The organism is Bradyrhizobium roseum, assembly GCF_030413175.1.
GTDB classification, from domain to species: Bacteria; Pseudomonadota; Alphaproteobacteria; order Rhizobiales; family Xanthobacteraceae; genus Bradyrhizobium; species Bradyrhizobium roseum.
In genome coordinates this window covers 6,979,830-6,994,117 of the sequence record NZ_CP129212.1, presented here as the reverse complement: position 1 = coordinate 6,994,117, position 14,288 = coordinate 6,979,830, and the positions used below count along the sequence as shown (strand labels likewise).

Sequence of the window (14,288 nt, the reverse complement as noted above, 5' to 3'; positions counted from 1 at the left end):
TGCACTGCGCGCCATACCCATTACCATGCACCCATGACAAAAATCCTGATCGTCAATCCGAACACCACCGCCTCGATGACCGAAACCATCGGCGCCGCGGCGCGCGTCGTTGCAGGCCCTGGCACTGAAATCTCCGCCGTGACGTCGGCAATGGGACCGGTTTCGATCGAGGGGTATTACGACGAGGCGTTCGCCGTGCCCGGCCTGATCCAGGCGCTGATGAATGCGCCGGACGCCGACGCCGCGATTGTCGCGTGTTTTGACGACACCGGCCTCGATGCGGCCCGGACCGCGGCCCGCTTCCCGGTGGTCGGAATTTGCGAGGCGGCGCTGGTGACGGCAGGTCAGATCGCAAAGCGCATCGCCGTCGTGACCACACTGCCGCGCTCGATCGTGCCGCTGCAGGAACTGGTCCGCCGCTACGGCTTTGCGGAACGGGCCGAGGTCACCGCCTGCGACGTCGCGGTGCTGGATCTCGAAAAGCCCGGCTCCGGCGCGGAGGCGAAACTGGAAGCCGAGATATCCCGCGCGCTCGACAGGGGCGCCGAGGCGATCGTGCTCGGTTGCGCCGGCATGGCCGATCTTGCGCAAAAACTGTCGCACAAATTCGATGTGCCCGTCGTCGACGGCGTTGCCGCCGCCGTGAAACAGGCCGAAGCGTTGGCCGGCTTGAAGTTGACGACTTCCCGGCGCGGTTCTTACGCGTCGCCGGGCGTGAAGGCTTATACCGGAATACTGCAGCCGTTTGCGCCAAAGACCTCAGGCTGACTGCGGCGCGCCATAGATCTTGTCGCGCAGCCGGCGCATGCCGCCCAGCCAACGGTCGCGGCTGGAGGCCTTGCGCAGCATGTATTCGGCGACCTGCGGATGCGACAGGATGAGGAAGCGCTCTTCCGCCATCGCCTCGATCACCATGCGCGCCACTTCCGGCGACTGCAGCACGCCGTCGACTCGCGCGGCGCTGGGGCCGGGCATGGTCATGCCGGTCTGCACCGACTGCGGGCACAGCACCGATACGCGGATGCCGCGGTCGCCATATTGAATGGCGAGATGCTCGGCAAGCGCGACCGCGGCGTTCTTCGTCACGCCATAGGGCATCGAATTCAACGACGCCAGCAGACCCGCGGCGGAAGCCGTGTTGAGCAGATAGCCGGAGCCGCGCGCGAGCATGCCGGGCACCAGCGCCCGCGCCGCGAACACATGGCTCATGACATGGACGCGCCAGCTCACGTCCCAATCGGCGTCGGAGGCGGTTTCCTGCCCTTTGCGCGAAAGGCCGGCGTTGGAGAAGAACACGTCGACCGGGCCGTATTTATCTTCGGCCGCGGCGATCAGCGCCTTGATGTCCTCTTCCAGCCCGACATCGGCCGTGATGGCCAATCCGTCGATGTCGCCGGCGACCTTCGCCAGTCTGTCGCGCGAAGTCTTGAGGTCGGCGACGACGACGCCGCGCGCGCCGGCTTCCGCATAGGCGCGCGCCACCGCTTCGCCGATGCCGCTCGCCGCGCCCGTGACGACGCAGACCTTGCCCTTGACGTGCATTCTGGTTCCCCGCTTGTTTCTTGTTCTTGGATGCCGTTGAGAGTGAACCGACGTGCGCGGCGCGGTCAATGCCGGTTTGCGCTGGAGATCGATTTTTTACCAGCATCACGCGCGGGTATCGGCGGGCATGTCATGACGCGGCGCGATCAGGATCGGGAGAATGACGGGAGGCTCGAAGTGAGGAATGAAACGACTGTAACGGCGGCGCCTGCCAAGGCGCGCGCGGACGCACGAGGCGGCATGAGAACGAGACCGACAGCAGGCTGTTCGATCTGCTGGGGCTGCAGGCGATCTGAGCGAGCCTCAGCCCTTGTAGAGCCCCTTGCTGCGCGCCTGTCGGGTGGCGAGGGCCGCCATCATGTCGAGCGTCGGCGTCGACAGGCCGGCGGCGCGCGCGAAGGCGGCGGGGGCACGGACCAGCACGTCGATCTCCATGGCGCGGCCGAGTTCGTAATCCTGCAGGATCGACGGCTTGTGGTCCGGTGCGGGTCCGGTGCGCGTGACGCGTTTGACCTCGGGAAAGCAGCTTTGCGCAATGCTGTTGGCCTCGTCGAGCAGGCGGGGCACGATGCCGGCCAGATCAGGATCATCACGCACGGCGCGCGCGGTCAGTCCGGTCAACACGCACAGCACTGACATCGACATGTTGGTCAGGAGTTTTGACCAGATCGACTCGCGGATCTGCGCGACATCGGGGGACTCGATCGCAGCTTCGCAGAGCGCGGCGCGCAGCCGTGCGACGCGCTCGCTGGGGCGGTCGTCGCATTCACCGATCAGCAGCCGGTTGCGCTCGGGCGACAGGTTGGCGACCACACCGGGTGCTATCACTTCGTTGGACGAAAACACCACCCCGCCGACGATGAGCTGCCTCGGAATCGCGGCACGCAAGCGTCCGCCGGGATCGAGGAAGGCGAGATCCGGCACCGGCGGGTGTTTTGGCGAGAGTCCGATATCGTACCACCAGGGAACGCCGTTCTGCGCGAACACCACGGCGGTGTCCTCAGCCAACAGCGGTTGCAGCCCTTCCGCGAAGCTGGGAAGGCCCGTGGCCTTCAGTGTGCAGATGACGGCGTCCTGCGGGCCGAGGTCGTCCGGATCACTCGATGCGTTCATCCTTGCCTCGAACGCGTCATTTCCGACCCGCAGCGTCAGCCCCCCGGCTTTCACGGCCTCCAGATGCGCGCCTCGCATTACGCAGGAAACGTCATGTCCCGCCCGTGCGAGCCGCACCGCAAAATGGCTGCCGACGGCGCCCGCACCGAAAACGCAAATCCGCATGAGGTGGTTGTCCTGAGAGGGATGATGAGTGGTCAGTTTCCACAAGCTTGCGCCGTTGCGCAACTGGTGAAGTCGTTTGCATCGCTGGCATGGCGAAAAACGATAGATCAAACTCCGTGAGCCCGGCATAGTGCCCGATGTAACAGGCAACAAGGGGCCGCCGAATGAATGCCGATCCGGTTTTGTGGAATCTCGACGCGCGCGGCGTCGCCACGGTGACGCTGAATCGTCCCGAGGTGAATAATGCCTATGACGCCGGACTCATCAACGGCGTGCTCGCGGCGATGGATGATTTGGGCAGCAAGCCCAACCTCCGCGTTGTGGTGCTCAAGGGTAACGGCAAGCATTTCCAGGCCGGCGCCGACTTGAAATGGATCAACGGCGTGCGGCCGAAATCGGTCGAGGAAAACGAACAGGTGTCGCGCGCGACATTCGAAGCCGTGCAGCGGTTGAACACGCTGCCGATCCCGACGGTGGCGCTGGTGCAGGGCGGCTGTTTCGGCGGCGGCACCGGGGTGATCTCGGCCTGCGACGTCGTGGTCGCCGCCGACAACGCGCTGTTCTCGATCACTGAAGTGCGCTGGGGTCTGACGGCGGCCATCATCATCCCGCAACTCTGCGATGCCATCGGCGTCCGCCAGGTCCGCCGCTTTGCGCTGACCGGCGAGCGGTTTGGCGCCGACGAGGCGCGGCGGATCGGGTTGGTGCACGAGGTGGTGCCGCTGGCCGAACTGGAGGCCGCGGGCGCCAAGGTGGTGGAGCAACTGCTCGCCAACGGTCCGCAGGCGATGGCCGAAACCAAGGCGCTGGCGCTGGAAAGTTCGTTCGGTGGCATGGGTGTGGATGACGAGGCCTATGCGCGGCTGGTAAGGATGCATTCGGCAAGGCGCCAGACCAGCGAGGCATCGGAGGGACTGGCGTCGTTTGCGGGGAAGCGGGCGGCGAATTGGGGCAACGCATAGCCCTTGAGTCCTGCTGCACGCGTTAATGTATTCCGAAGGAGTGTTGGATTTGCCATCGAAGAATATCGCCATCGCCGGGCTGGGAGAGATCGGCAAGACCGTGGCGCGAAAGCTGGTGCAGGGGCTGCCCGGGCTTACGCTCGCGGCCATCGCGACCAGGGATCGGGCGAAGGCGCAAGCCTGGCTCGACCGCGAAGGCATTTCGTGTCCCCTGGTCTCGCTCAATGAAGTGCCTGATCACGCCGACCTCATCGTCGAATGCGCACCGGCCGCGATCCTCGACCAGATCTGCCGGCCGATGCTGACCGCCGGCAAGCAGGTCATGGTGCTGAGCTCCAGCGCGCTGCTGCCCCGTCCCCAACTGATCGATCTGGCCCGCGCGCATGGCGGCCAGATCATCGTGCCGACCGGCGCCCTGATCGGCTTCGATGCGGTCTCGGCCGCCGCCGAAGGCACCATCCATTCGGTGCAGATGGTTACGCGCAAGCCGCCCGGTGGTCTCGCCGGTGCGCCGTATCTCGTCGAAAACGGCATCTCGATGGAGGGGGTGACAACGGCCTTGCGTGTCTTCAAGGGCTCGGCGCGCGACGCGGCGGCGGCGTTTCCGGCCAATGTCAATGTGGTGGCGGCGCTGTCGCTTGCTGGCATAGGTCCCGATCGCACCACGATCGAGATCTGGGCCGATCCCGCCGTGACGCGGAACTGTCACCAGATCAAGGTCGATTCCGATTCGGCTTCGTTCACGATGGCCATCGAGAATATTCCGTCGGAGAACCCGAAGACCGGCCGCATCACCGCGCTCTCGGTCATTGCCGCATTGCGCAAGCTGACGTCGCCGCTGCAGGTCGGAACCTGAGCCTTTCGCTGCAATAGCCAAAGCTGCCCGTCCGGGGCATGATCGGCCGCACGCCATCCGGGAATGTCACCTTGCCCCCCAAAACCGTCACCGAGCCCGCACGCCAGATACCGCTCTATGGCGAGTACGAAGTTGCCGTGCTCGGCGGCGGCCCCGCCGGCATTGCCGCTGCGGTGGCCGCGGCGCGGGCCGGCCGCCGCACACTCTTGATCGAACGTTACGGCTTCCTCGGCGGTATGGGAACGGCCGCGGGCGTAACGAACTTTTGCGGGCTGCATGCCAACGTCCATGGCGAAATGCATCGGGTGGTGCAGGGCATCGCCTCCGATCTGCTGGCGCGGATCGACCGGCTCGATGGCTTGAACGCGCCGCATCTGATCCTCGGCAAGATCTTTGCGCAGGCCTACGACACCGCGGCCTACAAGATCGCGGCAGACGATCTGCTTGCGGCTCACAAGGTCGATATCCTCTTTCACGCGCTCGGCGCCGGTGTGGTGATGGAGGACGCGCGGCACATCGACGCGCTGATGGTCGAGACCAAGGCCGGCCGCCAGGCGGTGCGCGCTGGCATCTTCATCGACTGTTCGGGGGACGGCGACCTCGCGGCCTGGGCGGGCGCGCCATTCGAGGTCGGCGACAATGCCGGCGGCATGATGTATCCGTCGATGATGTTCCGCCTCAACGGCATCGATCCCGCAAAAGCGGGCGACGCCTGGCGCACGATTCCCGAACTGATGGCCAAGGCCGAGGCTGCGGGGACGCATCGCTTTCCGCGCAAGACCGCGATCGTGCGGCCGCAGCGCTCAGCGATCGAATGGCGGGTGAATTTCACCCAGCTGGCGCGCGAGGACGGCCTGGCGATCAGCGGGATCGATCCGGACCAGATGACGCGCGGCGAGATCGATGGACGGCGGCAGGCGGTGCAGGCGTTCGAATTCCTGCGCACGGTGCCGGGGTTTGAAAAATCCTACATCGTCGACCTGCCACCCCAACTCGGTATCCGCGAGACGCGGCGCGTCCTCGGCGGTTACATGCTGTCGGGCGAGGACGTGCTCGGCTGCGCCTCGTTCGAGGATTCCATCGGCGTCAATGGCTGGCCGATGGAGCAGCATGTCGCTGGCGACGTGACCTTCACGTTCCCGCCGATCCCGGAATCGCGCGGCTTCAACGAATTGCCGTATCGCATGCTGGTGCCCGAGGGCATCGACAATCTCTTGATGGCCGGGCGCTGCGCCTCGATGACCCATGAGGGCCAGTCGGCGGCGCGGGTCTCCGGCGCCTGTTTTGCGATGGGGGAGGCGGCCGGCGCAGCGGCAGCGCTGGCGCTGTCGGGCAACACGATTCCGCGCGACATCGCGGTCGAAACGTTGCAACAAGGCCTGAAACAACAGGGCGCGTTCATCGGGCGGGATCAGAAGGTGCCCGAGGGAGTATAATGGCGTATGGAGACGCGAAGGGAAAAAAAGTGGTCGTTCGTCCCGGCGTTCGCCGGGACGACCTACGTGGAGGGGATATGACAGAACAAAAGAGACGGAGGGAATGGAATGAAGATGTTTGCACGGCTTGCGCTGGTGAGCCTGCTGGCGATCGCGGCTTGCGGGATCGCACGGGCCGAGGACAAGGCCAGGATCGGCGTGCTGCGGCTGTCGTCATCCGCGCCGGTGTTCATCGCGCAGGACAAGGGCTATTTCCGTGAGGCCGGGCTCGACGTCGAGCTGAAGTTCTTCGACGCGGCGCAGCCGATCGCGGTGGCGACCACGTCGGGTGACGTCGATTTCGGCATCACCGCGTTCACTGCCGGGCTCTACAATCTTGCCGGCAAGGGCACGCTGAAGGTGATCGGCGGCATGAGCCGCGAGAAGGCGGGCTATCCGCTGATCGGCTATTTTGCCAGCAACAACGCCTATGCGGCCGGGCTGAAGACGCCGAAGGACCTCGCGGGCAAGCGCATCGCGGTCACGCAAGTCGGCTCGAGCTTTCATTATTCGCTCGGCCTGCTCGCCGACAAATACGGCTTCAAGCTCGCCGACGTGAAAGTGCTGCCGCTGCAGTCGCTGTCGAACGCGGCGGCGGCGCTGAAGGGCGAGACCGTCGACGCCGCCCTGCTGCCGATCTCGACGGCGCGGGCGCTGGTCGATTCCGGCGGTGCCAAATTGCTCGGCTGGGTCGGCGACGAGACGCCCTGGCAGCTCGGCGCGGTGTTCGCTTCGCCGAAGACGCTGGCGAACAAGCCGCTGGTGACGAAGTTGTTGACCGCGCTCGCGCGCGCCGACCGCGAATATCACGACGTGCTTCTCGCCTCCGTGAAGGACGGCAAGGCCGACATCAACGACAAGACGAAGCCGCTGCTGGAGATCATCGCGAAATATACAAACCTGCCGGTGGAGCAGGTGGTCGGCAACTGCGCCTATATCGATCCCGAAGGGAAACTCGACGTGAAGAACGTCGGCAACCAGATCGAATGGCTGCAGGAGCAGGGCTTTGTCGACAAGGGATTTACGGCAGACGCGATCATCGCGAAGGAATATGTGAAGGCGGATTGATGGCGTGCGACCCTCATCCTTCGAGACGCCGCTTCGCGGTTCCTCAGGATGAGGAGAGAAAGTTGGCGACGGGTGATATCTATCCCCTCATGGTGAGGAGCGCGGCTGGCCGCGCGTCTCGAACCATGTGGCCGGCATGATGCTGCGGCTTTGGAGCACGGACAACTCATGGACCTGATCGCCGACCGGATCAGCCACCGCTTCGGCGCCCTCGACGTGCTCGAGGGCGTGTCATTCACGGTTGCCTCTGGCGAGGTGGTTGCGATCGTCGGTCCCTCCGGTTGCGGCAAGAGCACGCTGCTGTCGATCCTCGGCGGGCTGTTGCAGCCGGGTGGCGGCGCCGCCGAGCTGCGCGGCGCGCCGCCCGCCGGTAGCCTCAATCCGCTGACCTTCGTGTTCCAGGATTTTGCGCTGCTGCCGTGGTGCACGGTGGAAGCCAATGTTGCGTTTCCGCTCGAGCATACCGCGCTCGACGCCGCCGCGCGCCGCGCCGTCGTCGACGATGCGCTGCGCCGCACGGGGTTGTCGGATTTTCGCGCCGCCTATCCAAAGCAATTGTCCGGCGGCATGCGCCAGCGCGTCGGCATTGCCCGGGCGCTCGCGGTGCGGCCGGCGATCCTCCTGATGGACGAGCCGCTGTCGGCGCTGGATTCTCAGACCCGCGAATTGCTGATGGAGGATTTCATCCGTCTTCTGGCCGACGGCGCGATGGGTGCGGTCTATGTCACGCATAACCTGGAAGAGGCGGTACGGCTGGCCGACCGCATCGTGGTGCTGTCGCGCCGCCCCGGCCGGGTCCGAAAAATCGTCGACATCCCGATGACGCGCGCCGAACGCGGCGCGATCGATGCGCGCGGCAAATTGCTCGCGCTGCAGAACGATCTGTGGTCGCTGATCCGCGAAGAGGCGATCGACGCCGAGCGCGAGGTGCAGCATGCTTGACCGCGCGCCGCAGGACGATGCCGCGGCCGAGGTGCGGCCGGTCGCCTTTCGCGGCGCGGGCTTTATGCCGGGCGGCGGGCGCGCGTCGGGCTGGATCGCGCTGGCGCTGGTCATCGCGCTGTGGCAGCTCGCCGGCAGCGCCGGCTGGGTCAACGCGCTGTTCCTGCCGGCGCCTTCGGCGATCGTCGCCGCGATCTACAAGCTGGCGATCTCAGGCGCGCTCTGGCAACACGTATCGGCGTCGGTGATCCGGATAGGAACCGGCTGGGTACTCGGCACGGTGGCCGGCGTCATTGTCGGCTTTGCGATTGGGCTGTCGACGCTGGCGCGCGGCGTCGGCATCACCTTCATCTCCGCGCTGTTTCCGATTCCGAAGATCGCGCTGCTGCCGCTGTTGATCCTCTGGCTCGGAATCGGCGAGGAGCCGAAGATCGCGACCATCGCGCTCGGCGTCTTCTTCTCCACCGCGATCTCGGTCTATAGCGGCGTCGATGCCGTGCCGCGCAACCTGATCCGCATGGCGCAGAGTTTCAACGTGCCGTTTCACGCCATCGTCCGCCGCGTGATCTGGCCGGGCGCGTTGCCGTCGATCCTCGCCGGCTTTCGCATCACCGCGTCGGTGGCGCTGCTGCTGGTCGTCAGCGCCGAAATGATCGGCGCCCAGTTCGGCATCGGCGCCTTCGTGCTGCAGGCCGGCAATCTGATGCAGACCGATCAGCTGTTGGCCGGCGTCGTGATCCTGTCGCTGTTCGGGTTGGCTGTCGGGAAGGCGATCAACGTGCTGGAAGCAAGGTTGCTGCATTGGCGGTGATGCGGACACCGGGGCCGTAGGGTGGGCAAAGGAGCGTGAGCGACGTGCCCACCATCCATCAGCGAGCACGCGGCGAAACGGTGGGCACGCTTCGCTCTGCCCACGCTACGGGATTGTTTTTCGCCTCACGCGTTGCCGCGGTCCTCGCGGAATAAATCCAGATTCTGCTGTACCGGGCGGTCGGAGAACGAGAACAGCACCGCATCGGTGTCGGCCTCGTGCGTGACCCAGTGCCAGCTCGGCACCACGAACAGATCGCGCGGGCCCCATTCGAACACTTCGTCGCCGATGCGGGTGCGGCCCTTGCCTTCGATCGCGGCGAACACGGTGGCGTCGGTCGAGCGATAGCGCGCGGTCTTGAACCCCTTCGGCAATAGCTGGATGAAGGTGCCGATGGTCGGCATCGCGAAATCGCCGGTTTCGGGGTTGGAGAATTTCAGCTTGAGCCCGTGACAGGCGTCCCATTCCTCGCGCGTCCGCGCCTGTTCCAGCGCCTCGCGCGTATAGCTGTAGGGATAGTTGAAGATCGGCGAGGTTTTGGACTTTCGCTTCTCGTCGACCGGCAGCAGGTTGCGGCCGTAGCGCGCAAAGCTGTCGCCGGCAGGTTTTGAGATCTTCTGCTGGTCCTCGTTGGAGCCCTCCGCAAAGGACGCATCGAAGAACTGCACCATTGGAATATCGAGCCCGTCGAGCCAGAACACCGGCTCATTCGTTTCGTTGGAATGGTCGTGCCAGGTCATCGACGGCGTGATGACGAAATCGCCGGGCTCCATCAGCGTGCGTTCCCCGTCGACCGCGGTGGCCGCGCCTCTGCCTTCGAGCACGAAGCGCAGCGCCGACTGGCTGTGGCGGTGCGCCGGCGCGATATCGCCGGGAACCACCATCTGCACGCCGGCGAACAGCGACGTCGTGATCTTGGACTGGCCGCGCAGGCCGGGATTTTCCAGCACCAGCACGCGCCGCTCGGCTTCCTTGGCAGTGATCAACTTGCCGGCCTCGGTCATGTAGTCGCGGATCGAGTCGAACTTCCAGAGATGCGGCCGGCAGGCGCTGCGCGGTTCAGGCGTGATGAGATCGTTCATCACGTTCCACAGCGCGGAGAGGTTTTCGCCGTCGATCTTCTTGTAGAACGCCTCACGCTCCGGCGTCTTCTGTACGGCTTCCATCGTCCGCCTCCCGTGATCTTTGTCCTCTAAATTGACAGTATACTTACAATATAGCTATCGTCAATCGTGGCCCCTATCGGGTAGAACGATAGCATTCCAGGGAGGTTCCGATGAAGCTGCACGGCTATTTCCGCAGCGCGGCAGCGTACCGCGTCAGGATCGCGCTGAACCTCAAGGGATTGCCTGCGGATCATCTGCCGCACCATCTTCGCAAGGGCGAACAATGCGCGCCCGCCTTTCTCGCGCTCAACCCGCAAGGGCTGGTTCCGGCGTTGGAGGGCGACAAAGGCGAAGTGCTGACGCAGTCGCTGGCGATCATCGAATGGCTGGACGAGACCTATCCCGATCCACCGTTGCTGCCAAAGGCCCCGCTGCGCCGCGCCAAGGTACGCGCCTTCGCCATGGCGCTCGCCTGCGACACGCATCCGGTGCAGAATCTCAAGGTTCTGAACCGGCTGCGCCAACTCGGCCTGGCCGAGGAGAGAGTGACGGAGTGGGCGGCCTGGACCAACCGCGAGGGACTGTCCGCCTGCGAGGCGTTGATCGCACACGAGTCCGGTCCGTTCTGCTTCGGCGACGTGCCGTCGCTGGCTGACCTCTGTCTTGTGCCTCAATTGGGCAATGCGCGACGCTTCGGCGTGGATGTTTCCGTCTTTCCGCGCCTGCTGAAGGCCGAGACTGCGGCGCTGGGAATGAAGGCGTTCGCCGACGCCGCACCCGACAGGCAGGCCGATGCCGAGTAAGCCCGCACCCGTCACGATGGATGCGGTCTACACCGCGCCGGGCTATCTGTTCCGCCGGATGCAGCAGATCGCGGTCTCGATCTTCGTTGAGGAATGCAAGGCATTCGACCTGACGCCGGTGCAATACGCGGCGCTGGTGACGATCCACACCCATCCCGGCATCGACGCCACGCGGCTGTCGGCGGTGATCGCCTTCGACCGCTCGACGCTCGGCAACGTGATCGAGCGGCTGGAGAGCAAGGCGCTGATCGAGCGAAAGCCGTCGCCCGACGACAAGCGCGTCAAGCTCTTGCATCTGACCAAGTCGGGCGCAGCCGTGTTGAGCGACATCATGCCGCTGGTGGAGCGCGCGCAGGTGCGGATGCTGCAACCGCTGAAGCCCGCCGACCGCAAAACGCTGATGAGGCTCTTGACGCAGCTTGTCGATCTCAACAACGAGGCCTCGCGCGTGCCGCTCCGCGCCGAGGATGCGCTGGAGCATCTGGGGAAGGCGGGGTGAGTGGAGTTGGGCGAGACGCTCGACGCCAAACCCTCCGCCGTGTCCCGGGCTTGACCCGGGATCTATAACCACCGTCGGAAATTGACTTGCTCGCTGGTCAGTATCCATCTTTTCCAGCAACGGCGGCCACGGCGTATGGGTCCCGGGTCAAGCCCGGGACGACATCGAGTTTGGGGCGGCTACATCTGCATCAAGGCCTGCCGGTCGATCTTGCCGGTGCCGGTCTTCGGTAGCTCCGCGATGAAGCGGATTTCGCGCGGATATTTGTAAGGCAGCAGCTTTGCCTTGACGTAGTCCTGCAGCGTCTTCGTGGCGTCGCCCTCGTCGAACTCACGCTGGTTCATCACCACCACCGCCTTCAGCGTCATGCGCCGATCCGGCAACTCGGCGGCGAACACCGCGCATTCCCTGACGTCGGGATGTTCGGCGAGACACAGTTCGACTTCCAGCGGGTAGACCCACTGGCCGGAGATCTTGATCAGGTCGTCGGCGCGGCCGCGGAAGAAGTGGAAGCCGTCGGCGTCACGAAGAAAACGGTCGCCGGTGTAGATCCAGCCGCCATCGCGAATCGTCTCTGTCGACTTGTCGGGCCGGTTCCAGTACAGCGGCGTATTGGAATCGCCGCGCACCCACAAGATGCCTTCCTCGTCGTCGCCGACGTCGCGGCCATCGCTGTTCCTGAGCAGGATTTCATAGCCCGGCACGCGCAGGCCCGCCGCACCCAGTTTTTTCCTCTCGGGGCGGTTGGAGAGATAGATGTGCAGCACCTCGGTGGAGCCGAGCCCCTCGATGATCTCCAGCCCCGTCAGCGCCTTCCAGCCGTTGAATACTTCTGCCGATAGCACCTCGGCGGCCGACAGCGCCATCCGCAACGACGAGAAGTCCGTGCCGGCTGCGCCCTCGGCCTTGGTCAGCGAAGTGTAGAGCGTCGGCAAACCGTAGAATACCGACGGCCGGTATGTCTCGATCGCCTTGAAGATCGTTGCCGGCTTCGGCTGGCCCGGCAGCAAGAGCGTCGCCGCGCCGACCGCGAACGGGAAGGTGATCGCGTTGCCGAAGCCGTAGGCAAAGAAGATCTTCGGCACCGAGAAGCAGATATCATCGGGCGTCAGCTTGAGCACACTGCGCGCAAAGGACTGCTCGGTGTAGGCCATGTCGTGCTGCAGATGCACGATGCCCTTGGGGCGGCCGGTCGAGCCGGATGAATACATCCAGAATGCCATGTCGTCGCGCCGGGTGTCGGCTTCCGGCAGATCGGTGGGCAAGCCCTGCAGCCATTGCTGTGCCACAAACGTCTTCAGCACGGCGTGATCGCCCGCCGCGCCGTTGACCACGATCAGGGTGTGCAGCGGCGTGTCCCTGCAGGCCTCCGCGTTGAACCGCGAGGCAAATTCGGCCTCCGCGACCGCTACCGCCGCGCCGGCGTCGGAGAGATAGAATTGCAGCAGGTCCGGCGGCGTCAGCGTGTTGATCAATAGCGGCACAAAGCCTGACCGAACCGCGCCGAAGAACGCCGCAGGATAGGCCGGCGTATCGTCTAGAAACATCAGGATGCGGTCGCCGCGCGTCAGGCCGAGCGACTGGAAGCCGTGGCCCCATTGCGATGCCTCAGCGCAGAGTTCTGCGTAGGTGCGCGTGCCGCCGGGGCCGGTCAGCGCCAGCTTTTCGCCGCGGCCGGCCGCGAGGTTGTCGAACAGGATTCGGCTGGCGTTATAGGATTCGGGAATCGTGAAACCGATCTCGCGCGCGCCTGGATTGTCGCGCGGCACTGCGTCGGAAATCGTTGAATTCATGCCCGACCTCCGATTTGTTTCTCGGCCTCATAGTGCGCCATGAATTCCGGCGACATCGCGCGCAGCCGCGTATCCGCGATCCGCCCCGAGCGGGTGATGTAGCTGTAGGCAAAGTCCATCAGGTCGAGCTTCATGTGTTCGCCAAATCGTTCGTACCAGTCGGCGCTGGTGCGCGCTGCCGTCACCAGCTTTTGCACGATCGGCTTGCGCTCCGCCTGATAGCGGGCGAGGCCGGCGGCCAGTTCCGTCTCGGCCTCCAGCGCCTTGGTCAGCGCGATGGCGTCTTCGATCGCCAGCCGTGTGCCCGAGCCGATCGAGAAATGCGCGGTATGCAGGGCGTCGCCGATCAGCACCATGTTGCCGTGCGACCAGTTCTCGTTCCAGATCCAGGGAAAATTGCGCCATACCGATTTGTTCGAGACCAGCGGATGGCCGTCGAGGGTGCCGGCAAAAATCTCCTCACAGATCGCTTGCGATTGCTCGATGGTCTTGTGCTCGAAGCCGTAGGCCTCCCATGTGGCCGCGTCGCATTCGACCAGGAAAGTGCTCATGCTGGGCGAATAGCGATAGTGATGGGCGTTGAACGCGCCGAGGGCGGTCTTGACGAAGGTCTGCGACAGCGTGGCGAACACCTTGCTGGTGCCATACCAGGCGAACTTGTTTGTCGAATGCGAGACCGAGGCGCCAAATTCCCGCTCAAAGCCGCGACGCACCAGCGAGTTCAGCCCGTCGGCCGCAACGATCAGGTCGTACCCCGCGAGTTCGCCTACCGATCCGATCGTTGTGCCGTATCGCGCGTTGACGCCCGCGGCGCGCACGCTCTGCTGAAAAATGGTCAGGAGTTCGAGCCGGCCGATCGAGGAGAAGCCGATGCCGTCGATCTCGACGCTCTCGCCGCGCAGATTGAGCGTGATGTTCCTCCAGCTCTCCATCCGCGGCGCGATGGCATCGACGGTTTCCGGATCGTCGGTTCGCAAAAACTCCAGCGCCTGCTCGGAGAACACCACGCCGAACCCCCAGGTCGTGCCTTCGGGGTTCTGTTCGAACAGGTCGATCTGTGCGTCGGGATGACGCCGTTTCCAGAGATAGGCGAAATAGAGCCCGCCGGGGCCTCCGCCGATGACGGCGATGCGCACGTTTTCCTCCAAATCGA

At 64.8% G+C, this 14,288-nt stretch carries 14 protein-coding genes; 9 read left to right on the top strand and 5 right to left on the bottom strand.

All coding sequences use genetic code 11. From position 1 onward, the window contains the following. Positions 1-33: 33 nt before the first annotated feature. Positions 34-768, top strand: a complete 735-nt coding sequence (locus QUH67_RS33105; protein ID WP_300944106.1) for an aspartate/glutamate racemase family protein — start codon at positions 34-36, stop codon at positions 766-768. Here the strand turns inward: QUH67_RS33105 and QUH67_RS33100 are convergent. Beyond that, complete coding sequence (locus QUH67_RS33100) at positions 760-1,542, bottom strand: SDR family oxidoreductase (protein ID WP_300944104.1); 783 nt, start codon at positions 1,540-1,542, stop codon at positions 760-762. The two genes, QUH67_RS33105 and QUH67_RS33100, sit on opposite strands and share 9 nt — an antisense overlap. Before the next feature lie 303 nt (positions 1,543-1,845). Beyond that, entirely contained in the window at positions 1,846-2,820 is a 975-nt protein-coding gene (locus QUH67_RS33095) for a 2-dehydropantoate 2-reductase (RefSeq protein ID WP_300944102.1), read from the bottom strand. Between the two features lie 164 nt (positions 2,821-2,984). Here QUH67_RS33095 and QUH67_RS33090 point away from each other — a divergent pair, with 164 nt between their 5' ends. The 6 genes from QUH67_RS33090 (at position 2,985) to QUH67_RS33065 (ending at position 8,934) form a co-directional block, all read left to right on the top strand. Further along, the gene (locus QUH67_RS33090) at positions 2,985-3,782 is read left to right on the top strand and encodes an enoyl-CoA hydratase-related protein (protein ID WP_300944100.1); all 798 of its coding nucleotides are present in this window, start codon (positions 2,985-2,987) and stop codon (positions 3,780-3,782) included. A gap of 25 nt (positions 3,783-3,807) precedes the next feature. After that, positions 3,808-4,638 carry an aspartate dehydrogenase gene (locus QUH67_RS33085; protein ID WP_300944098.1) on the top strand — a complete coding sequence of 277 codons (831 nt, stop codon included), beginning with the start codon at positions 3,808-3,810 and terminating at the stop codon, positions 4,636-4,638. A gap of 71 nt (positions 4,639-4,709) precedes the next feature. Further along, positions 4,710-6,074: an FAD-dependent oxidoreductase gene (locus QUH67_RS33080; protein WP_300944096.1), complete on the top strand. Its 1,365-nt coding sequence runs from the start codon at positions 4,710-4,712 to the stop codon at positions 6,072-6,074. Positions 6,075-6,182: 108 nt separating this feature from the next. Continuing rightward, entirely contained in the window at positions 6,183-7,181 is a 999-nt protein-coding gene (locus QUH67_RS33075) for an ABC transporter substrate-binding protein (protein WP_300944094.1), read from the top strand. Positions 7,182-7,349: 168 nt separating this feature from the next. Continuing rightward, a complete protein-coding gene (locus QUH67_RS33070; RefSeq protein WP_300944092.1) occupies positions 7,350-8,123 on the top strand; it encodes an ABC transporter ATP-binding protein in 774 nt (257 codons plus the stop codon). Continuing rightward, positions 8,116-8,934 carry an ABC transporter permease gene (locus QUH67_RS33065; protein ID WP_300944091.1) on the top strand — a complete coding sequence of 273 codons (819 nt, stop codon included), beginning with the start codon at positions 8,116-8,118 and terminating at the stop codon, positions 8,932-8,934. Before QUH67_RS33070 ends, QUH67_RS33065 begins: the two co-directional genes overlap by 8 nt. 125 nt (positions 8,935-9,059) lie before the next feature. Here QUH67_RS33065 and gtdA read toward each other — a convergent pair whose 3' ends face one another. Continuing rightward, positions 9,060-10,100: a gentisate 1,2-dioxygenase gene (gtdA, locus tag QUH67_RS33060; protein WP_300944089.1), complete on the bottom strand. Its 1,041-nt coding sequence runs from the start codon at positions 10,098-10,100 to the stop codon at positions 9,060-9,062. A 110-nt stretch (positions 10,101-10,210) separates the two neighbouring features. On the opposite strand from gtdA, the gene maiA reads away from it, so the two are divergent. Both maiA and QUH67_RS33050 read left to right on the top strand, forming a co-directional pair. Next, positions 10,211-10,843, top strand: coding sequence for a maleylacetoacetate isomerase (maiA, locus tag QUH67_RS33055; protein WP_300944087.1), 633 nt, complete (start codon positions 10,211-10,213; stop codon positions 10,841-10,843). Then, a complete protein-coding gene (locus tag QUH67_RS33050) occupies positions 10,833-11,342 on the top strand; it encodes a MarR family winged helix-turn-helix transcriptional regulator (RefSeq protein WP_300944085.1) in 510 nt (169 codons plus the stop codon). Before maiA ends, QUH67_RS33050 begins: the two co-directional genes overlap by 11 nt. Positions 11,343-11,521: 179 nt before the next feature. On the opposite strand, the gene QUH67_RS33045 is transcribed toward QUH67_RS33050, so the two are convergent. Together QUH67_RS33045 and QUH67_RS33040 are read right to left on the bottom strand one after the other, a co-directional pair. After that, entirely contained in the window at positions 11,522-13,135 is a 1,614-nt protein-coding gene (locus QUH67_RS33045) for a benzoate-CoA ligase family protein (RefSeq protein ID WP_300944083.1), read from the bottom strand. Further along, positions 13,132-14,271: an FAD-dependent monooxygenase gene (locus tag QUH67_RS33040; protein WP_300944081.1), complete on the bottom strand. Its 1,140-nt coding sequence runs from the start codon at positions 14,269-14,271 to the stop codon at positions 13,132-13,134. The genes QUH67_RS33045 and QUH67_RS33040 overlap by 4 nt, the downstream gene beginning before the upstream one ends. Positions 14,272-14,288 lie beyond the last annotated feature (17 nt).

Coding starts and splice junctions, on each gene's coding strand:
- gtdA (WP_300944089.1), bottom strand. CDS start 10,100: ATGGAAGCCGTACAGAAGACGCCGGAGCGTGAGGCGTTCTACAAGAAG.
- QUH67_RS33090 (WP_300944100.1), top strand. CDS start 2,985: ATGAATGCCGATCCGGTTTTGTGGAATCTCGACGCGCGCGGCGTCGCC.
- QUH67_RS33075 (WP_300944094.1), top strand. CDS start 6,183: ATGAAGATGTTTGCACGGCTTGCGCTGGTGAGCCTGCTGGCGATCGCG.
- QUH67_RS33050 (WP_300944085.1), top strand. CDS start 10,833: ATGCCGAGTAAGCCCGCACCCGTCACGATGGATGCGGTCTACACCGCG.
- QUH67_RS33105 (WP_300944106.1), top strand. CDS start 34: ATGACAAAAATCCTGATCGTCAATCCGAACACCACCGCCTCGATGACC.
- QUH67_RS33045 (WP_300944083.1), bottom strand. CDS start 13,135: ATGAATTCAACGATTTCCGACGCAGTGCCGCGCGACAATCCAGGCGCG.
- QUH67_RS33095 (WP_300944102.1), bottom strand. CDS start 2,820: ATGCGGATTTGCGTTTTCGGTGCGGGCGCCGTCGGCAGCCATTTTGCG.
- QUH67_RS33070 (WP_300944092.1), top strand. CDS start 7,350: ATGGACCTGATCGCCGACCGGATCAGCCACCGCTTCGGCGCCCTCGAC.
- QUH67_RS33085 (WP_300944098.1), top strand. CDS start 3,808: ATGTATTCCGAAGGAGTGTTGGATTTGCCATCGAAGAATATCGCCATC.
- QUH67_RS33100 (WP_300944104.1), bottom strand. CDS start 1,542: ATGCACGTCAAGGGCAAGGTCTGCGTCGTCACGGGCGCGGCGAGCGGC.
- maiA (WP_300944087.1), top strand. CDS start 10,211: ATGAAGCTGCACGGCTATTTCCGCAGCGCGGCAGCGTACCGCGTCAGG.
- QUH67_RS33065 (WP_300944091.1), top strand. CDS start 8,116: ATGCTTGACCGCGCGCCGCAGGACGATGCCGCGGCCGAGGTGCGGCCG.